The 20,342-nt window shown below is 60.9% G+C and carries 25 protein-coding genes; 12 read left to right on the forward strand and 13 right to left on the reverse strand.

All coding sequences use genetic code 11. The annotated features are described in order from the left end of the window. Nucleotides 1-35 precede the first annotated feature (35 nt). A complete protein-coding gene (locus tag K1X80_RS05540; protein WP_081044174.1) occupies nucleotides 36-374 on the reverse strand; it encodes a DUF3565 domain-containing protein in 339 nt (112 codons plus the stop codon). On the opposite strand from K1X80_RS05540, the gene K1X80_RS05545 reads away from it, so the two are divergent. The 3 genes from K1X80_RS05545 (at nucleotide 343) to K1X80_RS05555 (ending at nucleotide 2,705) form a co-directional block, all read left to right on the forward strand. Beyond that, on the forward strand, nucleotides 343-828 hold the full coding sequence (locus K1X80_RS05545; RefSeq protein ID WP_017476012.1) for a peptidylprolyl isomerase: 486 nt from the start codon (nucleotides 343-345) through the stop codon (nucleotides 826-828). The two genes, K1X80_RS05540 and K1X80_RS05545, sit on opposite strands and share 32 nt — an antisense overlap. Nucleotides 829-964: 136 nt before the next feature. Then, nucleotides 965-1,447: a glutathione peroxidase gene (locus K1X80_RS05550; RefSeq protein ID WP_057958318.1), complete on the forward strand. Its 483-nt coding sequence runs from the start codon at nucleotides 965-967 to the stop codon at nucleotides 1,445-1,447. Nucleotides 1,448-1,601: 154 nt separating this feature from the next. Next, on the forward strand, nucleotides 1,602-2,705 hold the full coding sequence (locus tag K1X80_RS05555) for an NADH:flavin oxidoreductase (protein ID WP_057958319.1): 1,104 nt from the start codon (nucleotides 1,602-1,604) through the stop codon (nucleotides 2,703-2,705). 74 nt (nucleotides 2,706-2,779) lie between these two features. On the opposite strand, the gene K1X80_RS05560 is transcribed toward K1X80_RS05555, so the two are convergent. The 4 genes from K1X80_RS05560 to cysZ all read right to left on the reverse strand — a co-directional run bounded on the left by K1X80_RS05560 (nucleotide 2,780) and on the right by cysZ (nucleotide 6,401). Next, the gene (locus K1X80_RS05560) at nucleotides 2,780-3,196 is read right to left on the reverse strand and encodes a hypothetical protein (protein WP_057437786.1); all 417 of its coding nucleotides are present in this window, start codon (nucleotides 3,194-3,196) and stop codon (nucleotides 2,780-2,782) included. A gap of 116 nt (nucleotides 3,197-3,312) precedes the next feature. Continuing rightward, nucleotides 3,313-4,491 (reverse strand): glycosyltransferase family 1 protein, encoded by a 1,179-nt coding sequence (locus K1X80_RS05565; protein ID WP_186625440.1) that lies wholly within the window; start codon nucleotides 4,489-4,491, stop codon nucleotides 3,313-3,315. 78 nt (nucleotides 4,492-4,569) lie between these two features. Continuing rightward, complete coding sequence (locus K1X80_RS05570) at nucleotides 4,570-5,547, reverse strand: cytochrome-c peroxidase (protein WP_162947782.1); 978 nt, start codon at nucleotides 5,545-5,547, stop codon at nucleotides 4,570-4,572. A gap of 98 nt (nucleotides 5,548-5,645) precedes the next feature. Then, entirely contained in the window at nucleotides 5,646-6,401 is a 756-nt protein-coding gene (gene cysZ / locus K1X80_RS05575) for a sulfate transporter CysZ (protein WP_029295586.1), read from the reverse strand. Between the two features lie 294 nt (nucleotides 6,402-6,695). Between cysZ and trxB the strand changes: the two genes are divergently transcribed. Then, nucleotides 6,696-7,658 carry a thioredoxin-disulfide reductase gene (gene trxB, locus K1X80_RS05580; RefSeq protein ID WP_057958322.1) on the forward strand — a complete coding sequence of 321 codons (963 nt, stop codon included), beginning with the start codon at nucleotides 6,696-6,698 and terminating at the stop codon, nucleotides 7,656-7,658. 87 nt (nucleotides 7,659-7,745) lie between these two features. Here the strand turns inward: trxB and K1X80_RS05585 are convergent, their stop codons facing one another. From K1X80_RS05585 to K1X80_RS05605, 5 genes are all read right to left on the reverse strand, one after another. Further along, nucleotides 7,746-8,084, reverse strand: coding sequence for a HopJ type III effector protein (locus K1X80_RS05585; protein ID WP_169990144.1), 339 nt, complete (start codon nucleotides 8,082-8,084; stop codon nucleotides 7,746-7,748). Beyond that, a complete protein-coding gene (locus K1X80_RS05590; protein WP_057437796.1) occupies nucleotides 8,077-8,373 on the reverse strand; it encodes a DUF1244 domain-containing protein in 297 nt (98 codons plus the stop codon). Before K1X80_RS05590 ends, K1X80_RS05585 begins: the two co-directional genes overlap by 8 nt. A 23-nt stretch (nucleotides 8,374-8,396) precedes the next feature. Further along, the gene (folX, locus tag K1X80_RS05595; protein WP_057437798.1) at nucleotides 8,397-8,768 is read right to left on the reverse strand and encodes a dihydroneopterin triphosphate 2'-epimerase; all 372 of its coding nucleotides are present in this window, start codon (nucleotides 8,766-8,768) and stop codon (nucleotides 8,397-8,399) included. A gap of 55 nt (nucleotides 8,769-8,823) precedes the next feature. Then, the gene (folM, locus tag K1X80_RS05600) at nucleotides 8,824-9,531 is read right to left on the reverse strand and encodes a dihydromonapterin reductase (protein WP_057437799.1); all 708 of its coding nucleotides are present in this window, start codon (nucleotides 9,529-9,531) and stop codon (nucleotides 8,824-8,826) included. Between the two features lie 61 nt (nucleotides 9,532-9,592). Further along, complete coding sequence (locus K1X80_RS05605) at nucleotides 9,593-10,153, reverse strand: hypothetical protein (RefSeq protein WP_057958325.1); 561 nt, start codon at nucleotides 10,151-10,153, stop codon at nucleotides 9,593-9,595. 213 nt (nucleotides 10,154-10,366) lie between these two features. Between K1X80_RS05605 and K1X80_RS05610 the strand changes: the two genes are divergently transcribed. Beyond that, the gene (locus K1X80_RS05610; protein WP_057437810.1) at nucleotides 10,367-11,326 is read left to right on the forward strand and encodes a MerR family transcriptional regulator; all 960 of its coding nucleotides are present in this window, start codon (nucleotides 10,367-10,369) and stop codon (nucleotides 11,324-11,326) included. Nucleotides 11,327-11,328: 2 nt separating this feature from the next. Here K1X80_RS05610 and K1X80_RS05615 read toward each other — a convergent pair whose 3' ends face one another. Beyond that, nucleotides 11,329-11,934, reverse strand: coding sequence for a hypothetical protein (locus K1X80_RS05615; RefSeq protein WP_220172705.1), 606 nt, complete (start codon nucleotides 11,932-11,934; stop codon nucleotides 11,329-11,331). Between the two features lie 58 nt (nucleotides 11,935-11,992). Then, the gene (locus K1X80_RS05620) at nucleotides 11,993-12,460 is read right to left on the reverse strand and encodes a PAS domain-containing protein (protein ID WP_057437813.1); all 468 of its coding nucleotides are present in this window, start codon (nucleotides 12,458-12,460) and stop codon (nucleotides 11,993-11,995) included. 103 nt (nucleotides 12,461-12,563) lie between these two features. Here K1X80_RS05620 and K1X80_RS05625 point away from each other — a divergent pair, with 103 nt between their 5' ends. After that, a complete protein-coding gene (locus tag K1X80_RS05625) occupies nucleotides 12,564-13,019 on the forward strand; it encodes a flavodoxin (RefSeq protein WP_057444540.1) in 456 nt (151 codons plus the stop codon). On the opposite strand, the gene K1X80_RS05630 is transcribed toward K1X80_RS05625, so the two are convergent. Continuing rightward, a complete protein-coding gene (locus K1X80_RS05630; protein ID WP_198792281.1) occupies nucleotides 13,000-13,896 on the reverse strand; it encodes a LysR family transcriptional regulator in 897 nt (298 codons plus the stop codon). The genes K1X80_RS05625 and K1X80_RS05630 overlap by 20 nt on opposite strands. Before the next feature lie 92 nt (nucleotides 13,897-13,988). On the opposite strand from K1X80_RS05630, the gene K1X80_RS05635 reads away from it, so the two are divergent. The 6 genes from K1X80_RS05635 to K1X80_RS05660 all read left to right on the forward strand — a co-directional run bounded on the left by K1X80_RS05635 (nucleotide 13,989) and on the right by K1X80_RS05660 (nucleotide 20,321). After that, nucleotides 13,989-14,381 carry a CidA/LrgA family protein gene (locus K1X80_RS05635; protein ID WP_120731676.1) on the forward strand — a complete coding sequence of 131 codons (393 nt, stop codon included), beginning with the start codon at nucleotides 13,989-13,991 and terminating at the stop codon, nucleotides 14,379-14,381. Further along, the gene (locus tag K1X80_RS05640) at nucleotides 14,371-15,057 is read left to right on the forward strand and encodes an LrgB family protein (protein WP_220172706.1); all 687 of its coding nucleotides are present in this window, start codon (nucleotides 14,371-14,373) and stop codon (nucleotides 15,055-15,057) included. The genes K1X80_RS05635 and K1X80_RS05640 overlap by 11 nt, the downstream gene beginning before the upstream one ends. Nucleotides 15,058-15,210: 153 nt before the next feature. Then, on the forward strand, nucleotides 15,211-15,993 hold the full coding sequence (locus K1X80_RS05645) for a class II aldolase/adducin family protein (RefSeq protein WP_057958329.1): 783 nt from the start codon (nucleotides 15,211-15,213) through the stop codon (nucleotides 15,991-15,993). After that, nucleotides 15,993-16,937 carry an alpha/beta fold hydrolase gene (locus K1X80_RS05650; RefSeq protein ID WP_057958330.1) on the forward strand — a complete coding sequence of 315 codons (945 nt, stop codon included), beginning with the start codon at nucleotides 15,993-15,995 and terminating at the stop codon, nucleotides 16,935-16,937. The genes K1X80_RS05645 and K1X80_RS05650 overlap by 1 nt, the downstream gene beginning before the upstream one ends. Nucleotides 16,938-17,135: 198 nt before the next feature. After that, complete coding sequence (locus K1X80_RS05655; protein ID WP_120731680.1) at nucleotides 17,136-18,047, forward strand: SDR family oxidoreductase; 912 nt, start codon at nucleotides 17,136-17,138, stop codon at nucleotides 18,045-18,047. 483 nt (nucleotides 18,048-18,530) lie between these two features. Then, nucleotides 18,531-20,321, forward strand: a complete 1,791-nt coding sequence (locus tag K1X80_RS05660) for a DUF1302 domain-containing protein (protein ID WP_220172707.1) — start codon at nucleotides 18,531-18,533, stop codon at nucleotides 20,319-20,321. Nucleotides 20,322-20,342: the final 21 nt, after the last annotated feature.

A 20,342-nucleotide genomic window follows, 5' to 3' on the forward strand; every position in this document is an offset into this window, starting at 1 on the left:
TCGGTGGTGCGCTATGGCTGCGCGCCGACCGGGAATCAGTTGCCAAGGGTATCGTTATCCGGGCGCTGCGCACACCAGCCACAGGCAAAGGGCTGGCCTATTTTTGCCAGGCGTTGCGCCGGATCAATCACCCAGCCCCTGGATTGCCAGGGCGGCTGGTGGCGCAGGTGTTGCGTATGGCCGCAGGACAGCGCGGCGACCCAGTGGCCGTCTGCGTCCTGATGAAATCCGACGACCGTCGAGTCACTGGATCGACTCCGTCTGTCCGGGTTGTGTTCGCTTTCGGGCAAATCCTTGTTTAGACTTGTCCGTTCTTCATTCTTATGCAAAAGGTCTCGCCCCATGCCGATCGCCGCCAACAAGGCTGTCTCCATTGACTATACCCTGACCAACGACGCTGGTGAGGTCATCGACAGCTCCGCCGGCGGCGCGCCGCTGGTCTACCTGCAAGGCGCAGGTAACATCATCCCGGGCCTGGAAAAGGCCCTGGAAGGCAAAGAGGTTGGTGATGAACTGACCGTTGCCGTAGAACCTGAAGATGCCTACGGCGAGTACTCGGCCGAACTGGTCAGCACCCTGAGCCGCAGCATGTTCGAAGGCGTCGACGAACTGGAAGTGGGCATGCAGTTCCACGCCTCCGCTCCGGACGGCCAAATGCAGATCGTGACCATCCGCGACCTGGACGGCGACGATGTCACCGTCGACGGCAACCACCCGCTGGCAGGCCAGCGCCTGAACTTCCAGGTCAAGATCGTTGCCATCCGCGACGCTTCCCAGGAAGAAGTTGCCCACGGCCACGTACACGGCGAAGGTGGTCACCACCATTGATTGACGGGCCACGTCCAGTCAGTTGAAAAGAAAGGCGCCTTCGGGCGCCTTTTTTGATTGGCGGCTATTCTTGCCGGCTGGGCGGCTGTAATCTCGAATGGCCGTTACACAGAATATGGGAAATCTGGAGTTCGTCATGAGTGCTTTCCACGACCTTAAACTCACAGCCCTGGATGGTCAGGAGCTGCCTCTGACGCCCTATAAGGGGCAAGTTGTGCTGGTGGTCAATGTCGCCTCCAAGTGTGGACTGACCCCGCAGTATGCGGCGCTGGAAAAACTTTATCAGCAGTACAAGGGCCAGGGTTTCACCGTGCTGGGCCTGCCGTGCAATCAATTTGCAGGCCAGGAGCCCGGGACCGAAGACGAGATCCAGGCGTTTTGCAGCCTCAACTATGGCGTGAGCTTTCCCCTGGGCAGCAAGCTGGAGGTCAACGGTCCCGATCGTCATCAGTTGTATCGCTTGCTGGCAGGTGAGGGCGCGGAGTTTCCAGGGGATATCACCTGGAACTTCGAGAAATTCCTGCTGGGCAAGGATGGGCGGGTGCTGGCGCGTTTTTCCCCACGTACCGCGCCTGATGATCCGAGTGTTATCCAGGCCATCGAAAAGGCCCTGGCCTGATTTGGCGCTGTGGTGAGGGGGCACGCCCCTTTGCCACAAGTCGATGTATCCTCCCGCTTTTGCACCTTAATCACCGCAATCAATAGTGCTATCCAGTGCGGTCTGCACTCCATATTATCCGCATCATAAAACCCCTTTCATGCGGAGTGCTGCCATGCCTGTCCAAGCCTTGTTCAAACCTTTCCAGCTCGGTGCACTGCAATTGCCGACCCGCGTGGTCATGGCGCCGATGACCCGTTCGTTTTCCCCCGGTGGCGTACCCAATTCCAAAGTCATCGAGTACTACCGCCGTCGCGCGGCGGCCGGCGTTGGCCTGATCATCACAGAGGGCACGGTGGTGGGCCACCAGGCTTCCAACGGCTATCCGAATGTCCCGCATTTCTACGGTGAAGCGGCATTGGCCGGCTGGAAGAAAGTGGTCGACGCGGTGCATGCCGAGGGCGGCAAGATCGTCCCGCAACTGTGGCACGTTGGCAGCGTGCGGCGCATAGGCACAGAACCCGATGCCAGCGTGCCGGCCTATGGCCCGATGGAAAAACTCAAGGACGGTAACGTGGTGGTCCACGGCATGACGGTCCAGGATATCCAGGCGGTGATTGCTGCCTTCGCCCAGGCCGCCAAGGATGCCCAGAGCATCGGTATGGACGGCGTGGAGATCCACGGTGCCCACGGTTACCTGGTCGACCAGTTCTTCTGGGAAGGCAGCAACCAGCGTACGGATGAATACGGCGGCAGCCTGACCAATCGCTCCCGGTTCGCCATCGAGTTGATTCAGGCCGTGCGGGCGGCGGTAGGTCCCGAGTTCCCGATCATTTTCCGTTTCTCCCAATGGAAGCAGCAGGATTACACCGCGCGTCTGGTGCAAACGCCCGAGGCACTGGGTGAGTTTCTCAAGCCGTTGTCGGACGCGGGTGTGGATATTTTTCACTGCTCCACACGGCGTTTCTGGGAACCGGAGTTTGAAGGCTCCGAGCTGAACCTGGCGGGCTGGACCCGCAAGCTCACTGGCAAACCGACCATCACTGTGGGCAGCGTGGGCCTGGATGGCGAGTTCCTGCAGTTCATGGTCAATACTGACAAAGTGGCGCAGCCGGCGAGCCTGGAAAAACTGCTGGAGCGCCTGAATAACGATGAGTTCGACCTGGTGGCCGTTGGTCGTGCGCTGCTGGTCGACCCGGATTGGGCGCTGAAGGTCCGTGAAGGCCGTGAGGGCGATATCTTGCCGTTCAGTCGTGAAGCGCTGATGACCTTGGTGTGACGCTCAGGATGAGCCGGCTGGCCCGGCTCATCTGAGGTTGCTGCCCCATGCGTTAGCTGCGGCTGAAGGGCGGGCTATCCACCCTTGGCGGTGTTCGGAGCGTACATCAAGGGGCGCGATGCAACCTCGGGCGGTAGCGGATTATCCACCCTTGGGGCGGAAGTAAGCTGCTCAAAGGGGCGGGACTCTGCCTTAGGCTGACCCGAGCTGACTTGGCTGGGTGAGTGTGAGGGCTCTTGCGACGATATCCCGAACTGCCGCCGAAGTTGATTGCGCTGCGCTTTTTCCTGCACGGCTGTTTGATCAGGGAGGTCTGCCTCATGTGTGAGTCGATTGAATCGGTCACTGTTCAGCAGTTTCTGCTCGTCGGCGGTGAAGGGTTCGATGTCTCTGCCGTGCTTTTGCCATAAATGATCATACTGCGCGGGATCCTTCTGGCCGTTGTTCGGGGGGAGGGCTGAGGTCGGTAAAGGGTTGGTGTTGATTAACATGGTTAAGACTCCATCGCATGATTGTCTGCGCAGACCTGCACGAGCCTGAATCTGCAGCCCTATCTGTATGGCGCTAGAGAGCTGATGGTTCCATGTCTAAAGTAACTGGATATACATCACACCAGGCGCGAGCTGCCTGTATCGACAGGTTCCTCACCGCACACGCTGCGCAGTTGGTGCTCGAACTGCTCGATAATTGCCGGCCAGCCCTGGCGACTGGCATGTTGGCGGGCATTCAGGCGCATCCGGCGCAGACTCTCGGGTTCTTCCAGTAACCAACTGGCGGCATCGCAAAATGCATCCTCATCACCCGGCATCGCCACGGCACCACTGTAGCCATGGCGGATATGCTGGGTGGCGGCCGCCTGGTCGTAGGCCACCACGCCCAATCCGGAGGCCATGGCTTCCAGTACCACGTTGCCAAAGGTCTCGGTGAGGCTGGGGAACAGAAACAAGTCACCTGACGCATAGTGCCGGGCCAGTTCCTCGCCGCGTTGCGTGCCGCAGAAAATCGCCTCGGGGAGGCTCTTCGCCAGTGTCTCCCGCTGTGGCCCGTCACCGACCACGATCAGCTTCAAACGACGCTGTGGATAAGTCGCCTGCAACCCCTCGAAGCAGCGTTTGAGCAAGCCGAGGTTTTTCTCTGGCGCCAGGCGTCCGACATGCAAGATCGCAATATCGTCATTGCCCAGGCCCCACTGCCCACGCAAGGTGTTGTCACGCCTGGCCGGGTGGAACAGTTGGCTGTCGACCCCGCGCGACAACAGGTCCAGGCGCTCGAAGTGGCGGCGTTCCAGTTCCAGGCGCTGGCTGACGCTGGGCACCAGGGTCAGGCTGGAACGGTTGTGGAACCAGCGCAGGTAGTGGGTCAGGATGCGGCTGAGCATGCTTAGGCCGTACTGGCTGGAATACTGCTGGAAGTTGGTATGGAAACCGCTGACCACGCTGATCCCCAGGCGCCGTGCCGCGCGCAAGGCCGACAAGCCCAGCGGGCCTTCGGTGGCAATGTACAGCACGTCCGGACGCTGGCGTTTCCAGCGCCGCAGCAGTTTGTGCATCGAGGACTGGCCCCATTGCAGGCCGGGATACCCTGGCAGAGGCCAGCCGCGACACAACAATAGGCCGTCGTCGCTGAGGCGGCTCGAGTCGCCACCCTGGCGTGGGCGCACCAACTCCACCTGGTGCCCACGGGCGCGCAGGCCGTCGCACAGGCGGCCAAGGGTGTTGGCCACGCCGTTGATTTCCGGTGGAAAGGTTTCGGTGATCAGGGTGATATTCAGGGAAGCTGTCGTCATGCAGCCAGTGTCGGCGCGGGCCATGTCGTCATTGTGTCATCGCAATGACGGATTTATGACGACAGGCCCGGTACTGGCTTAGTTGAACGGCGCAGGACGCGGGGTCTTGGCCGAGGACGGTGGCAGGATCGGCAGCTTGAAGTCCGGCTGGTCGCCGGTCAGGGTGTCGAGGAATGCGACAATCTGGCTGACCTCATCGGTGCTCAACTTGCGCCCCAGTTGCAGGCGGGCCATCACGTCCACGGCTTCGCTGAGGTTCCAGTAGGCACCGTCGTGGAAGTAGGGGTAGGTCAGGGCGACGTTACGCAAGGTCGGTACCTTGAACATCATCCGGTCCTGATCCTTGCCGGTCAGGCCCGCCACGCCCTGGGCCGGGTTCTGGGTGGCATAGGGTTCGACCATGCCCATTTTCTGGAAGGTGCTGCCACCGACCGCTTCGCCGTTATGGCACGCCACACAGCCGATGCTCTTGAACAGCTGGTAGCCCTGCGCCGCAGTGGCGCTGATGGCTTTTTTATCGCCCAGCAACCAACGGTCGAATGGGGCGTTGGGGGTGACCAGGGTTTCTTCGAAGGCCGCAATGGCATTGGTCACATCGTCGAACTTGATGCCGTCATCGCCATACACCTTCTTGAACGCCGCCTGGTATTGCGGGATCGAGCGCAGTACGTCCACCGCCAGGTCGTGGGTAAAGCCCATCTCGCCGGGGTTGGCGATTGGGCCGCCGGCCTGCTCCTGCAGAGTCGCCGCGCGCCCGTCCCAGAACTGCGCGACGCTCATGCTCGAGTTGAGCACCGTCGGCGAGTTGATCGGGCCCTGGTGCCAGTTATGGCCGATGGAGGTGGGCAGGTTGTCGCTGCCGCCCATGCTCAGGTTGTGGCACGAGTTGCAGGAAATAAAACCGGACTTGGACAAGCGCGGGTCGAAGAACAATTGCTTGCCCAACTCGACCTTGTTGGCATCGGTGATCTTCGCCGGTTGCACCGGCAGGATGGGTTCATTGGCGGCGGCGGCCCCCCAGGCCTCGCCGCCCAACATCAATCCGAACATCAGCATTAACGGTCTGTACACGGTGTGCTCCCCACAGGCTTATAGTTTTAATAACCATGTGCTCTGTGTGGGCAAATCGCCATGATCCAGGTCAATCGAACAGGTTAGGGCTTTTGCGCCAGCATCGTTTCGGCGCCGCGCTCACGCACCCAGAACAACGTGGCCCCGGCCACCGCCGCCGGCATCATCAGCAGGTTGACCACCGGCACCAGCAACACCAGGTAAACAATCCCGCCGAAGCTCATGCTCTGCCAGCGCTTCTGGCGCAGCCAGGCGAGCATTTCGTTCCAGCCCAGTTTGTGGTTGTCGGCCGGGTAGTCGATGTATTGGATCGCCATCATCCACACCCCGAACAGCAGCCACAGCGGTGCGGCAATCAGGTTGACCACGGGGATGAAGGACAGGATAAACAGGCCGATGGCCCGGGGCAGGAAGTAGCCCAGCTTGCGCATTTCCCGGGCCAGGGTGCGCGGGACCATGGCGAACAGCTCGGCCCAGCTGAAGGCGGGGAAATCATCGGTACCGCGCACCACCACTTCGACTTTTTCCGCGAGGAAGCCATTGAAGGGCGCGGCGATGATATTGGCGAGCATGGTGAAGCTGAAAAACACCATAAAGGCCACCAGCAGCACAAACAGCGGCCACAGGATGTAGCTGAGGAAGCTCAGCCAGCTGGGCAGTGTCGGCATCAAGGTGTCGACCCACAGGCTGAACTGATGGCCAGCAAAATAAATCAACCCGACGAACAGTATCAGGTTGATCGCCAGGGGCAGCAGGACGAACAGGCGCAGGCCTGGGCTCAAGACCAGTTTCAGGCCTTCACGCAGGTATTGTGGGCCTGACAGAACGGGGGCGGGCATGGAAAACTCCGGGCAAAAGGGTAAACGCGCCGACCTTACCGGCTTTGCCGGTAGGGTGAAAGCACGGTCAGCAAGCCGACATTAACGGTAACAAACATGTTGATTAATAGGTGCCACGGCATAGAGACCGCCTATGAGCTGGATTGTTAATCCGTATTTCCTTAATCTTGCCCCCCTCTATACGCTGCACCCATTATTTTTAGGGCCTGCGAGTTAAAAAGCCTTCCCCAAGTGCTTCGCGGTCCTTTTTTATTCCAGCCGCTCTGTAGTCCGGGCGGTCGATAGGAGTGAGTCATGTCTGATACCCGTCATTCGCGAGTGATTATTCTCGGTTCCGGCCCTGCCGGTTACAGCGCTGCGGTCTACGCGGCCAGGGCCAACCTCAAGCCGTTGCTGATCACCGGCATGCAGGCGGGTGGTCAGTTGACCACCACCACTGAAGTCGACAACTGGCCGGGCGACGTCCACGGCCTGACCGGCCCGGTGTTGATGGAGCGCATGAAAGAGCACGCCGAGCGTTTCGAGACCGAAATCGTCTTCGACCATATCAATGCCGTGGACTTCTCGAAAAAGCCCTACAGCCTGACCGGCGACAGTGGCGTCTACACCTGTGACGCGCTGATCATCGCCACCGGCGCCAGCGCCCGTTACCTGGGGCTGCCATCGGAAGAAGCGTTCATGGGCAAAGGCGTTTCCGCCTGCGCGACCTGCGACGGGTTCTTCTACCGCAACAAGCCGGTGGCTGTGGTCGGTGGTGGTAACACCGCTGTCGAAGAAGCACTGTACCTGGCCAACATCGCCAGCACCGTGACCCTGGTTCACCGCCGCGAAACCTTCCGCGCCGAGAAGATCCTGATCGACAAGCTGCACGCGCGGGTTGCCGAAGGCAAGATCATCCTCAAGCTCAACGCCACCCTGGATGAAGTCCTGGGCGACAACATGGGTGTGACCGGTGCGCGCCTGAAAAACAACGACGGCAGCTTCGACGAGCTGAAAGTCGACGGCGTGTTCATCGCCATCGGCCACACTCCGAACACCTCGCTGTTCGAAGGCAAGCTGACCGCCAAAGACGGTTACCTGGTGGTGCAGGGCGGCCGTGAAGGCAATGCTACCGCGACCAACATCGAAGGCATCTTTGCCGCTGGCGACGTGGCTGACCACGTCTACCGCCAGGCCATCACCTCGGCCGGCGCCGGCTGCATGGCGGCCCTGGATGCCGAGCGTTACCTCGACGGCTTGAAAGACGCTGCTTTCTAAACCGTTGCAATGAAAAAACCGGCTGCGAGGCCGGTTTTTTTATGGGCGCGATTCAAGCAACGCCAGAGTACAGACGTGTTAACCCGATCAGCGCCGGCTCAAGGGCTGGGCGCCGAACTTCACACCCGCCAACCCATGCTCGATCAACGCGCGGATATTGCCGTGATCTGTGCCCTCAGGCGTCGCCAGCACCGAACGATAGTGCTCACCAAACGCCAGCAGGGCCTCTTGGTCGCTCAAGCCTTCCAGCAGCGCCAGGCCCAGGGTCTTGCACGAGCCCTCGTTTTGCCCGGCGGCGTTTTCTACGTCACCGTTGGTGAAGGCCTGGGGCTGGTAGTCGTAGCCGGCAGCGATAAACGCCAGGGTGTCGGCAAAGACGTGTGCGCCGCTGTTGAGGCTGGCGCGCAGGGTGTTCAGGTCAGTCATGGGGTTTTCCTTTGGCAAACGCCGCTTGTTGTTCGGCGCTGGCTTCTTGCTGGTATTGGGCTTTCCACTCGGCGTACGGCATGCCGTAGACCACTTCGCGGGCGTCATCGAGGCTGACCTCGATCTGGCGTTCGTCGGCTTCGGCCTTGTACCACTTGGACAGGCAGTTGCGGCAGAACCCGGCGAGGTTCATCAGGTCGATGTTCTGCACGTCCTTGCGGCTGTCCAGGTGTGCGACCAGCCGGCGGAAGGCGGCGGCTTCGAGTTCCAGGCGTTGTTGATCAGTCATGGGGTTCACGCAGGTTCAGGGGGTTAACGGCTGGCTGCCAGGGTGATCGACACCGACTCGGCAAAACGCAGCGCATGGGGCTTGTCGACTTCGACTTCGGCATACAGCACCGACTCATTGCTCATCACCAGGTCCAGCAGTTCCTGGGTCAGGCGTTCGAGCAGGGCAAAGCGGTTGCCTTCGACGTGGGCGATGATGGCCTTGGTGATGGTGCGGTAGTTCAAGGCGTGGTCAATGTCGTTATCGCGCACCGCGTCTTGTGCGGCATACAGGATGGTCAGGTTGATCAACACATCCTGCTTGTTGAGGATCTCCTCCTCGTTGATGCCAATAAAGGTGCGCAGACACAGGTCCTTGACCCGGATGCGCGCCATACCTGGTTGAAGTTGTGGCATTGCTACTTGCTCCGTCCAATCAGTTGCAGGAACCCCAGGCGGCTGGTGTTCGGGTTTACTTGACATGCCGCCCGCCATTGACGGTCAGGGTGGTGCCAGTGACATAAGGGTTGTCCAGCAGGTAACGCACGCTCTGGTAAATCACCTCAGGCCCGGGTTCGATACCCAATGCAGACTTGGCCAGGACCTTGGCGCGATAGGCCGCGTCGTCGCCGTCGTTGAACATCACCATGGCCGGCGAGATGCCATTGACCTTGATCCGGGGCGCGTATTGGGCGGCGAAGGACAGGGTCAGGCTGTCGAGCCCGGCCTTGGTGGCGCAGTAGGCGATATGCTGGCGGCTGCCCTTGCGGGTCACGTCGTCGCTGATGTGCACAATGTCGGCCAGCGTCGAGCAGCGCAACAAGTCAGCACAATGCAGGTTGATCAGGTACGGCGCAAGCATGTGCACGCTGAACATATCAATAAAGGCGTGGGCTTCGTCGCCAGGTGTTTCTGCGGCCCAGGTCGAGGCATTGTGGATAATCGCCCGCAGGCTATCGGTATGGCTCTTGAGTTCGCTGATAAATGCCAGGATGCCGGCCTCAGAGGAGAAGTCGGCAAACACGCCAATCGCCCCACGTTCGCGCAGGGCCTGCACGCCGGGACGCTCACTGCGATAGCTGAAGATCACCGGCTGGTTGTCGTCCAGCAGGCGCAGGGCGCAGTGCAAGCCGACACGTTGGCCGGCGCCGGTGATCAGGATCGGAGCGGGAGAAGTCATGGGAAGCTCGAGTCGCGGGCAAGCTAAAACTATACCAGCGACCGGCCTGTTGCGGATCGGCTCAAACGGTTGCTTCGGCAGGTTTTACCCGTGGCGGCGCAGGATTGAGCCAGCCTGCCAGCAAATGGGTCGACAGCGGAATGAACAGATAGACCATCAACGGCGTCAGGGCCAGGGTGCTGACCAGCACGCGGCTGAACAGGCCCAGTTCGGCCAGCAAGGGCTCAAGGCCAAAGTTGAACAGCAGCGACACCGGGAAAAACGCCAGCCAGATCGCCACGGCCTGTTTCCAGCGCGGCGGGCGTTGGCCTACGGCACCAAACCAGCCCTCCATGCCGCTGACCCGATGCTCCATAGGGTCGGCAAACAACTCGCTGCCACGGCTCAGCCAGGCGCTGCGCGAGGCCGAGAATTCCCAGGCGTGCAGGGTCTGCTCGTCGGCGAAGCGGAAGATGATCTGGAATTCGCCACCGTCGGCAGGCGGGGCAAGCACGCCGGAGCCCAGGTAACCGGGAAAGTCAGTGGCCAGTTGCTCGCCTTCACGCAGCCAGCTCATCATGTCTTGATAGCGACCTTGGGCAGCGCGGCGCGCGACCATCAAGGTGACGGGGAGGGTAGACATTGTGTATCTCCGAATGTGTGGGAGCGCTGTACCGGGTAGGTGGCGTCCCTGGCGAAACCGCGGGGTAGAGCGGCGACGCAGAAAAAACAGGCAAGGATTATTCCTGATTTGACGAAATACGCCAGCGACATTGGACGGCTGGGCAATTCCCTTGAAAAAGACAGGTATAAAAGCGTTAAATGGGATCCAACTTTGTATAGTTTTGGTCAGCCGATGCCTGTAATCACAGCACCATCCCAAGGTATTGCACCAAGCGCCCACTGTGCGGCAGATGAGTTGTTCCCGATTCGCGAAGTTGCGAGATTGACGGGTATCAACCCGGTCACGCTCCGAGCGTGGGAGCGGCGTTATGGTTTGATCCAACCGGTACGCACCGAAAGCGGGCATCGCCTGTACACGCAGAAGGATATTGAGACCGTCCATCGCATTCTGGATTGGATCGAGCGTGGCGTGGCGGTCAGCAAAGTTGGCAAGATCCTCGCGCGCGACGATTCGCAGGCCTCTTTCGTGCGCCAGTTGCAGGAAGGCGACGCAGAACACGAGTCGACTCAGTGGCAGCAGCAATTGCAACTTGCCATCGGCGCTTTTGATGAGCTGCAACTGGAACGCCTGTACGGACAGATTTTTGCGGCATACCCCGTTGCGGTGGTGTTCCAGGACATCCTGATGCCCCTTTGGCAACAGTTGTTGCGTCACCAGGGGCGTTTCGGCCAGGCCAGCGAATGGCTGTTTTTCGACAGTTTCCTGCGGGCGCGGATTTCCCAGCGCCTGCAGATGGCCCGTGCCGGCCGTACGCCACAGGTATTGCTGGCGGCCATTGCCGGTGAGTGCCGAGAACTGGAGTTGCTGGTGGCGGGGCTGATGCTCAGTGGTGATGAACTGGCCGTTCACGTGTTGAGCTTGGGCCATCCCCTGGATGAGTTGACGCTGATCTGCGAGAAGACCCGGCCGCAGGCGCTGGTGCTGTTCTCCAACCACTCACCGACCCACGATTTGCCCAATCGGCTGGAGCGCTTGGCCCTGACCCTGGAGTGCCCGCTGCTATTGGCCGGTGATGCCTCGGACATGGCCGACAAGCAACTGGCCGGTACTGCCATCGGTTGCCTGGGCAATGAAGGGCGGTTGATGCAGCGACGCTTGCAGCAGTTTCTCAGTGGAACCCTGGATACCTGAGATCAGGCATGCACTTCGGGGTGGGCCAGGCGATGCTGTTGCAGGATGAACTGGCGCAGGCGCTCGGTTTCATCCGCATCACCCTGGCTCAAGCGGTAGGCAAACAGGCCGCGAGCCGTTTCGCGCTCTAACGTGCCACGCACGGCAATCCGTTCGTAGCCGGAGGGGCTGAACCACATCGAGAACGTGCGCGGTGGTTTGCTGCGGCCGCGACACTGCACCAGCAGGCCCTTGAACGACACTTCATGCACCCACAACGCTCCCGGCTGACCCCTGACGTTTTCCAGGGCGACCGGATCTTCAAGCTCCAGGCGCCAGGGCCGAATCATCGGCCCATCCTCGAAAATACTCGGCACCCCAAGACGCAAGTGCAGGGCATGGAACTCGTCTTCCACCAGTTGCAGTGGAAAGGTCATTTGCTGGTTATCGAACTGCGCCTGGATCGTCACCTGCTCATGGGCCGCCAGGCGCGTAAGCAGGTCGCGGATCTGCGCGCCACCGTTGACCGTCAGGCTCGACGACACATCCCGCACATTCAGCTGCGGGTTGTGGTGCATGTTCTGGATGAAATCCAGCTCGTCCTGGGTCAAAAGCGCGTCGCGTTGCATTGATGTGGCTCAAGGAAATGCGTGATTAAACTGATTATCACCCTAAAGACCATATTTTCTAAAGTTTGTTAGATCCGCTCGTCGCCCGGAGCGTTGCCAACTCGGCCGTAAGTGCTGCTACCTGGGCTTCCAACTGGGTCACACGCTGCTGGGCCTTGACCTGAACCGTGACATCTTTTTGCACGCCGACGAAGTAAGTCTGCTGATCGGCCTGGTTATAAACCGTCGATAATGACAGTTCATTCCAGAAATGCGTGCCGTCCTTGCGGTAGTTGCGCAGGATTTCCCGGCATGCGCCGCCACTGTCCAGGGCTTCGCGAATGGCCATCAGGGCCGGCTGGTCGCGGTCACCCGATTGCAGGAAGCGGCAATCCTGATAAAGGACGTCGTCCAGGTTGTAGCCGGTCATGCGTTCGAAGGCGGGGTTCACGTAAATCAGCGGCTTGTCCTTGCCTTCCCGTTCCGCCACGACAATCCCGTCGTTGGAGGCATTGACCACCATTTGCATGAGCTTGGCGTTGATCATTGAGCGATCCATAGCGTGTTTGTGGATTTCTTAGTGTAGGGCAACCCACCCGGCTGCCAACTGTTAATATCCCAGGTTTTCACTCAACTACAGGATCAGATTGATGAAAGTCGCCATCCTTTCCGGCTCGGTCTATGGCACGGCAGAAGAAGTTGCCCGCCACGCCATGGGTATCCTCAATGCAGCCGGTTTCGAGGCCTGGCATAACCCGCGGGCGACCCTGGCCGATGTGCAGGCCTTCGCCCCGGACGCCTTTCTGGCCGTCACCTCCACCACCGGCATGGGCGAACTGCCGGACAACCTGATGCCGCTGTATTCGATGATCCGCGACCAACTGCCCGCCGCCTGGCGCGGTTTGCCTGGCGCGGTGATCGGCCTGGGCGACGCCAGCTACGGCGACACCTTCTGTGGCGGCGGCGAGCAGATGCGTGAGCTGTTCGGCGAATTGGGGGTGCGCGAAGTCCTGCCAATGCTGCGCCTGGATGCCAGCGAAAGCGTCACCCCGGAAGCTGACGCGGAGCCATGGCTGGCAGAGTTGGTCAGCGCACTGCGCGGCTGATCGGGTATTCGCGCAGCAGCGCCAGCCAGGCCAGGGCGGCTTTCGACAGATAGGCGCCCTGGCGCCAGATAAAGGCGATATCCCAACGTAGGAATTGCGGTGCCCTGAGTGTCAGGCGCACCACGCCGGGACGTTCCAGCCCACGTGCGACCACGCTGGGCAGCAGCACCACGCCCTGGCCGGCGGCTACCAGTGCCACCAGAAAGTCCGCCTGACCACTGCGCCCACTTTCCCGGGGTGTGAAGCCCAGTTGCTGGCAGGCCTGGAGTAGCCGGTCATTGAGCACAAAGCTGCGCTGGTACATCAAAAATGGCGTGTCGGCCAACTCCTCCAGGCCAATCTCTGTGTGCTGCGCCAGTGGGTGGTCCACGGGCAGCAGCGCATCCAGCGGTTCATCACAGAAAGCTTGCCAGGCGAAAGCCGGATCGGTGGGCAGCAGGCTGCCGCCGACGTCCAGCTCACCCGCGAGGATGGCCTGCTCAATATTGCGGCTGCCGCCTTCGAGCAATTGGATGCTGACATTGGGGTAGCGCCGGCGATATTCGGCAAACAGCCCGGCAAACAGGGTGTCGCCCCCCAACTGCGGCAGGCCCATGCGCAACTCGCCACGGGTGAGTTGATTCAAGTCGTCCAGCTCGCTCAGCAGCTCGGTTTGCAGGCGCAACATGGCTTCGGCCCGTTGCAGCACCACCTGCCCGGCGGCGGTCAGGCGCACCTGGGAGCCAATGCGGTCGAGCAGCGGCGTGCCCAGGCTTTGCTCCAGTTGCGCCACTTGCTTGCTCACGGCGGACTGGCTGATATGCAAGGTTTTCCCGGCCTGGGTAAACCCGCCACGGTGGACCACTTCGATAAAGCTGCGCAGTTGTTTGAATTCCATTGCGGTAATTCCTGTTTGGAATGGCTTGCAGTCTAACAATTCGCTTCGGGTATGCCACGCGGCTCTTTAAAATGAAGGCCTGCGAGGAACCTATGTCTACTAAACGCTTAACCTTCAAACATCTGGGCCGGCTGCTGGTTGAGTTGCTGGTATTGCTGGCGATTTACTTGCTGGGCTGCCAAGTGGCCGTGTGGCTGGCCTGGCCGATCCCTGGCGGGGTGATTGGCCTGGGCTTGCTGTTGCTGGTGTTCGCCAGCGGCCTGATCAAGCCGGCGGCCCTGCAATTGGGCGCTGGCCTGCTGATGGCAGAGATGCTGCTGTTCTTTATCCCGGCGCTGATGAGCCTGCTCGATTACGGCGGCCTGATGCGCCATGACGGCTGGCGGATCATGCTGGTGATCGCCCTCAGTACCCTGATGGTGATGCTGGTCACGGCGTTTACCGTCGAACTGGTCTGCCGCTGGAAGTTGCGCCATGAAGCTTGAACTGATGCCGCTGTTCTGGCTGGCCCTGACCCTGGTGGCCTATGGTTTCAGCCGCTGGATCTATCGGCGTACCGGGCGCTACCTGCTGTCGCCACTGATTCTGGTGCCCGCGCTGCTGCTGGCGGTGGCCGTGCCACTGAACACCGCCTATGCCGAGTACTCCACCGACACCCATTGGCTGATGCTGGTACTGGGGCCGGTCACGGTGGCGTTCGCCATTCCGATCTGGCAGCAGCGCCAGTTATTGATGCGGCACTGGTCGGCGTTGCTGCTGGGGATGCTGGCGGGTAGCGCGGCATCCATTGGCACCTCATTTGGCCTGGCCAACGCCCTGGCCCTGGACAGTTCGGTCACGATGTCGTTGGTGCCACGCTCGATCACCACGCCCTTTGCCATGCCCCTGGCCCATGACTTGGGCGGTGTACCGGAGCTGACGGCAGTATTTGTGATGTTCACCGGTGTGTTCGGCGCCATGCTCGGCGGGGTACTGCTCAAGTGGTTGCCGCTGCGCAGTGCCCTGGCGCGGGGCGCGTTGTTTGGCGTGGGCGCCCACGGTGCGGGCGTCAGCCGTGCCCATGAAGTGGGGGGCGAGGAGGGCTCGGTGGCCGGACTGGTGATGGTCCTGACCGGTTTGCTCAACCTGTTTGCCGCGCCTTTATTGGCGTCGCTTCTCTGACACCTTGTTGTACGAATCTGAACTATCCTCGTAGTTGACTCGCTCGGTCATCAAGCTGGCTGCCAACGCAACTACGGCTGCCCCGAGGTCTGACTAGACTGGCCCATCACCCTAAAAAAATAATAAGAACACCACCGCGTCGAGGTCATTGCCGTGAGCCTAGCCCCCGTTCAATCGACACAGAGTGTGAAAGACCAGGTCAGCGCCGCCGAATGGCAGGCCCGTATCGACCTGGCCGCCTGCTATCGCCTGGTGGCCCTGCATGGCTGGGATGATCTGATTTTCACCCATATCTCGGCCAAGGTGCCGGGCACCGAAGACTTCCTGATCAACCCGTTCGGGCTGATGTTCCACGAAATCACCGCCTCCAGCCTGGTCAAGGTCGACCAGGCCGGCAACAAGTTGATGGACAGCCCCTACGAGATCAACCCGGCCGGCTACACCATCCACAGCGCGGTACACGAAGTACGCCACGACGTGGTCTGCGTGCTGCACACCCACACGGCGGCCGGCGTGGCCGTGTCGGCCCAGAAGCAGGGCGTGCTGCCCATCAGCCAGCAATCGCTGTTCGTGCTGTCGAGCCTGGCCTATCACGCCTACGAAGGCGTAGCGCTGAACCACGAGGAAAAGGCCCGCCTGCAGGCCGACCTGGGGCCGAACAATTTCCTGATGCTGCACAACCATGGCCTGTTGACCTGCGGTGCGACCATCGCCGATACGTTCTTGATGATGTTCACCTTCCAGCGCGCCTGCGATATCCAGGTGCTGGCGCAAAACGGCGGTGCGGAATTGATTGCCATCGAGCCGCAGATTCTGGCGGGGGCCAAGGCGATGATTGCGGGCGTGACCAAGAGCGCCCAAGGCATGGGCGGCGCGCTGGCCTGGCCGGCATTGTTGCGCAAGCTGGACCAACAAGACCCAGGATACCGACTCTGATGCCACTGGCCGAGATCCCCCTGAGCGCCTGGCGCAAGCGCGGGCAGAGTTTTGTCTTTCGCGGGCAGACCCTGCGTTATTGGGTGGCCGGGCAGGGCGAGCCCTTGCTGCTGATCCACGGTTTCCCCAGCGCCAGTTGGGACTGGCATTACCTCTGGCAGCCCCTGGCCCAGCGTTATCAGGTGATCGCCTGCGACATGCTCGGCTTCGGCGACTCGGCCAAGCCCCTGGACCACACTTATTGCCTGCTGGAACAGGCCGACCTGCAACAGGCGCTGCTGGCCCATCTGCGGATTCAACAGCCGGTGCATGTCATGGCCCATGACTACGGCGACAGCGTGGCCCAGGAACTGCTCGCCCGGCACTACGAAGGTCGCTTTCAACTGGCCAGTTGTGTATTTCTCAATGGCGGGCTGTTCCCCGAGACCCACCGCGCGGCGCTGGTGCAAAAACTCTTGCTCAGCCCCCTGGGGTGGATGATCGGTCGCGCATTCGGGCGCAACGCCCTGGCCGACAGCTTCAAGCAGATCTTCGGCCCCGACACCCGTCCCAGCGAAAGTGCCCTGGATGATTTCTGGAGCCTGATCGAAAACAACGACGGCCCGCGGATCCTGCACAAACTCATCGCCTACATTCCCCAGCGCCGTCGCCAGCGTGAGCGCTGGGTGGCGGCCATGCAGCGCGGCGAAGTGCCGTTGCGGGTGATCGATGGCGAAGTCGATCCGGTCTCCGGCGCGCACATGGTCGCGCGTTACCGCGAGTTGATACCGGACGCCGACACGGTGTTGCTGGCCAATATCGGCCACTACCCGCAGATCGAGGCGCCGGTGCAGGTGCTCAAGCATTACCTGGTATTTCGCGACGGCATCGGCAACAGCAAAGACCCGCTATGGGAACTGGCTTGTGTAGGAGCTGGCTTGCCTGCGATGGGTACACCTCGGTAAATCAGTTGTACCGAGGTGATGCAATCGCAGGCAAGCCAGCTCCCACATAAGCCAGCTCCCACACAAGCTATCTCCTGCATCAGTTCAATCATCCCCGTGCCTTATTGCGCACCATTCACCCCCGCCCGTATTTATTGTGACCACAAGCCCGGTGCCTGACACTCAAGCCATCGTCCACTGTCTTCGCTGGAGTTCCCTATGAGTGAGTCTGTGCAGTTCCAAGATAAAGTCGTGATCGTCACCGGGGCCGGGGGTGGTTTGGGCCGTGCCCATGCGCTGCTGTTCGCCAGGCACGGGGCCAAGGTACTGGTCAACGACCTTGGCGGCTCGACTCAGGGCGAAGGCGCCAACGCCTCGGCGGCCGACCGCGTAGTGGCCGAGATTCGTGAGGCCGGCGGCATTGCCGAGGCCAATCACGATTCGGTGACCGACGGCGAAAAGATCGTGCAACACGCCCTCGACGTGTTTGGCCGCATCGACGTGGTGGTGAACAACGCCGGGATCCTGCGGGACAAGACCTTCCACAAGATGGAGGACAGCGACTGGGACCTGGTGTACCGCGTGCACGTCGAAGGTGCCTACAAAGTGACCCGCGCCGCCTGGCCGCATATGCGCGAGCAAGGCTACGGCCGGGTGATTTTCACCGCGTCCACTTCAGGCATCTACGGCAACTTCGGCCAGTCCAACTACGGCATGGCCAAGCTCGGCCTGTATGGCCTGACCCGCACCCTGGCGTTGGAAGGGCGCAAGCACAACATCCTGGTCAACGCCATCGCGCCCACTGGCGGCACGCGCATGACTGAAGGGTTGATTCCGCCGCAGGTGTTCGAGCGACTCAAGCCCGAGCTGGTCAGCCCGCTGGTGGTGTACCTGGGCAGCGAGACCTGCCAGGAAACCTCGGGGCTGTTTGAAGTGGGCGGCGGCTGGATCGGCAAGACCCGCTGGGAACGCAGCCTGGGCGTAGGCTTTGATCCTGAGGCTGGCTTCTCGCCAGAGGATGTGGCGGCGCACTGGCAGCAGATCTGCGACTTTGAAGGGGCGGCCCATCCCAAGGACAATATCGAAGCCTTGAAAGAGATGATGGACAACCTGCAGAAGTACAGCCTGTGATCGTTACCTGAAAAACATTTAATCCTGCGGGGCGCTGAGAGCGCCCCGCTTTTTTTCAGGCATAAAAAAGGCCGCTGCAAAAGCAGCGGCCGAAGTAAGACGTTGGATCAAGGAGCTACAAATCAACGTCAGTGAACACCGTTAACAGACTGAAAATAAGCTTCAATCCATCCAGAACTGGCTTTCGTGAAGCAGGCGGTTTGCCTTGAACGCCCGGCAAGAATAGTCCGTTGTAACAGAATGAAAAACACTGATTCAGGACAAGGACTGTTACCAAAACAACAACAGTGGCGCCCCTGCCGGGCGGGGGTATCCATTCTCTTGATGGCGTTCCATCCACTGCGTCCATAGCCCCGCTGATACCCACGCTAGAGCCTGCGCTAATCCTTTCGAGCGACACAACGAATACCTCCTTGGTGCGCTTATCGCTCCTGCTGGCGGGCAGTAGGGTGGGGCCTTCTGTCACACCACCGGGGAAGACGCATGACAAAAACAACAATGCGCGCCATCTTCAGGCCACAGGCGCTGGCCGCTGCGGTTGCTTTGGGCTGCTGCGTTCAGGCGCAGGCTGTTTCATTCAATATCGGCGAGATCGAGGGGCAATTCGATTCATCGCTGTCGGTCGGGGCCAGTTGGGGCATGCGCGATGCCGACCGCAAGCTGGTGGGGACGGTCAACGGCGGCAGTGGCCAGGCCTCCACCGGGGATGACGGGCGCTTGAACTTCAAGAAGGGCGAAACCTTCTCGAAAATCTTCAAGGGCCTGCACGACCTGGAACTCAAGTACGGCGATACCGGTGTGTTTGTGCGGGGCAAATACTGGTACGACTTCGAACTCAAGGACGAAGACCGCGAGTTCAAGCCGATCAGCGACCACAACCGCAAGGAAGGCTCCAAATCCAGCGGTGCGCAGATCCTCGATGCCTTCGTCTATCACAACTATTCCCTGGGCAACCTGCCGGGCACCGTGCGCGCCGGTAAACAGGTGGTCAGTTGGGGCGAAAGTACCTTCATCGGCAACTCCATCAACAGCATCAACCCCATTGACGTCTCGGCTTTCCGCCGGCCGGGCGCCGAGATCAAGGAAGGCCTGATTCCAGTCAACATGCTGTTCGCCTCCCAGGGCCTGACCAACCAACTGACCGTGGAAGGTTTCTACCAGTTGGAATGGGACCAGACCGTGCTGGATAACTGCGGCACCTACTTTGGTGGCGATGTGGCGGCCGATGGCTGCACCGACAACTACACCGTTGGCAGCCCGGCGATCCGCCCGCTGCAACCGGTCGCTGCCGCGTTCGGCCAGGGCTTTGGCGTAACCAATGAAGGGGTGATCGTACGCCGCGCCGCCGACCGTGACGCCCGGGATTCCGGGCAGTTCGGCATGGCCTTGCGCTGGTTGGGCGATGACACCGAGTACGGCCTGTACTTCATGAACTACCACAGCCGCACGCCGACGGTGGGCACCCTCACGGCCAACACCAACCTGGCGACCATCGGCAATATCATCAATACCGCCAACGGCATTGCCCCCGGCAGTGGCGCCGGCCTGGCGCAGAGCGTGATGCTCGGGCGCGGCCAGTACTACCTGGATTACCCCGAAGATATCCGCCTGTACGGCGCCAGCTTTTCCACGACCCTACCCACCGGCACGGCCTGGACCGGGGAAATCAGCTACCGCCCCAACGCCCCCGTGCAACTCAACACCACTGACCTGACCCTGGCCCTGGTCAACCCGATTGCCGGTAACACCGTGTCACCTATCAGGAGCTCATTTGGCGCCGACAACATCGGCTACCGGCGCAAGGAAATTACCCAGTTCCAGACCACCATGACCCAGTTTTTCGACCAGGTGCTGGGCGCCGAGCGCCTGACCGTGGTGGGCGAGGCGGCCATCGTGCGGGTCGGCGGGCTGGAGAACAAAACCAAGCTGCGCTACGGCCGCGATTCGGTCTATGGCCAATACGGCTTTGGCGGTGACACTGACGGCTTCGTCACCGCGACCTCCTGGGGTTATCGCGCCCGGGCGATCCTCGACTACAACAACGTGATCGCCGGGATCAACCTCAAGCCCAACCTGTCCTGGTCCCATGACGTCAAGGGCTATGGCCCCAACGGCCTGTTCAACGAAGGGGCCAAGGCGCTCAGCGTCGGGGTCGATGCGGACTACCGCAATACCTACACCGCGAGCCTGAGCTACACCGACTTTTTTGGCGGTGACTACAACACCCTGACCGATCGTGACTTCCTCGCCCTCAGCTTCGGCGTGAACTTCTGATTCGGCTAAAAAAGAACAAGG

Origin of the sequence: Pseudomonas sp. So3.2b, assembly GCF_019464415.1 — a bacterium.
GTDB lineage: Bacteria > Pseudomonadota > Gammaproteobacteria > Pseudomonadales > Pseudomonadaceae > Aquipseudomonas > Aquipseudomonas shahriarae.

What these genes read in the sequence shown, in the direction of transcription:
- K1X80_RS05545 (WP_017476012.1), top strand. Translation starts at nt 343, where the DNA reads ATGCCGATCGCCGCCAACAAGGCTGTCTCCATTGACTATACCCTGACC.
- K1X80_RS05540 (WP_081044174.1), bottom strand. Translation starts at nt 374, where the DNA reads ATGGAGACAGCCTTGTTGGCGGCGATCGGCATGGGGCGAGACCTTTTG.
- K1X80_RS05550 (WP_057958318.1), top strand. Translation starts at nt 965, where the DNA reads ATGAGTGCTTTCCACGACCTTAAACTCACAGCCCTGGATGGTCAGGAG.
- K1X80_RS05555 (WP_057958319.1), top strand. Translation starts at nt 1,602, where the DNA reads ATGCCTGTCCAAGCCTTGTTCAAACCTTTCCAGCTCGGTGCACTGCAA.
- K1X80_RS05560 (WP_057437786.1), bottom strand. Translation starts at nt 3,196, where the DNA reads ATGTTAATCAACACCAACCCTTTACCGACCTCAGCCCTCCCCCCGAAC.
- K1X80_RS05565 (WP_186625440.1), bottom strand. Translation starts at nt 4,491, where the DNA reads ATGACGACAGCTTCCCTGAATATCACCCTGATCACCGAAACCTTTCCA.
- K1X80_RS05570 (WP_162947782.1), bottom strand. Translation starts at nt 5,547, where the DNA reads ATGCTGATGTTCGGATTGATGTTGGGCGGCGAGGCCTGGGGGGCCGCC.
- cysZ (WP_029295586.1), bottom strand. Translation starts at nt 6,401, where the DNA reads ATGCCCGCCCCCGTTCTGTCAGGCCCACAATACCTGCGTGAAGGCCTG.
- trxB (WP_057958322.1), top strand. Translation starts at nt 6,696, where the DNA reads ATGTCTGATACCCGTCATTCGCGAGTGATTATTCTCGGTTCCGGCCCT.
- K1X80_RS05585 (WP_169990144.1), bottom strand. Translation starts at nt 8,084, where the DNA reads ATGACTGACCTGAACACCCTGCGCGCCAGCCTCAACAGCGGCGCACAC.
- K1X80_RS05590 (WP_057437796.1), bottom strand. Translation starts at nt 8,373, where the DNA reads ATGACTGATCAACAACGCCTGGAACTCGAAGCCGCCGCCTTCCGCCGG.
- folX (WP_057437798.1), bottom strand. Translation starts at nt 8,768, where the DNA reads ATGCCACAACTTCAACCAGGTATGGCGCGCATCCGGGTCAAGGACCTG.
- folM (WP_057437799.1), bottom strand. Translation starts at nt 9,531, where the DNA reads ATGACTTCTCCCGCTCCGATCCTGATCACCGGCGCCGGCCAACGTGTC.
- K1X80_RS05605 (WP_057958325.1), bottom strand. Translation starts at nt 10,153, where the DNA reads ATGTCTACCCTCCCCGTCACCTTGATGGTCGCGCGCCGCGCTGCCCAA.
- K1X80_RS05610 (WP_057437810.1), top strand. Translation starts at nt 10,367, where the DNA reads ATGCCTGTAATCACAGCACCATCCCAAGGTATTGCACCAAGCGCCCAC.
- K1X80_RS05615 (WP_220172705.1), bottom strand. Translation starts at nt 11,934, where the DNA reads ATGCAACGCGACGCGCTTTTGACCCAGGACGAGCTGGATTTCATCCAG.
- K1X80_RS05620 (WP_057437813.1), bottom strand. Translation starts at nt 12,460, where the DNA reads ATGATCAACGCCAAGCTCATGCAAATGGTGGTCAATGCCTCCAACGAC.
- K1X80_RS05625 (WP_057444540.1), top strand. Translation starts at nt 12,564, where the DNA reads ATGAAAGTCGCCATCCTTTCCGGCTCGGTCTATGGCACGGCAGAAGAA.
- K1X80_RS05630 (WP_198792281.1), bottom strand. Translation starts at nt 13,896, where the DNA reads ATGGAATTCAAACAACTGCGCAGCTTTATCGAAGTGGTCCACCGTGGC.
- K1X80_RS05635 (WP_120731676.1), top strand. Translation starts at nt 13,989, where the DNA reads ATGTCTACTAAACGCTTAACCTTCAAACATCTGGGCCGGCTGCTGGTT.
- K1X80_RS05640 (WP_220172706.1), top strand. Translation starts at nt 14,371, where the DNA reads ATGAAGCTTGAACTGATGCCGCTGTTCTGGCTGGCCCTGACCCTGGTG.
- K1X80_RS05650 (WP_057958330.1), top strand. Translation starts at nt 15,993, where the DNA reads ATGCCACTGGCCGAGATCCCCCTGAGCGCCTGGCGCAAGCGCGGGCAG.
- K1X80_RS05655 (WP_120731680.1), top strand. Translation starts at nt 17,136, where the DNA reads ATGAGTGAGTCTGTGCAGTTCCAAGATAAAGTCGTGATCGTCACCGGG.
- K1X80_RS05660 (WP_220172707.1), top strand. Translation starts at nt 18,531, where the DNA reads ATGACAAAAACAACAATGCGCGCCATCTTCAGGCCACAGGCGCTGGCC.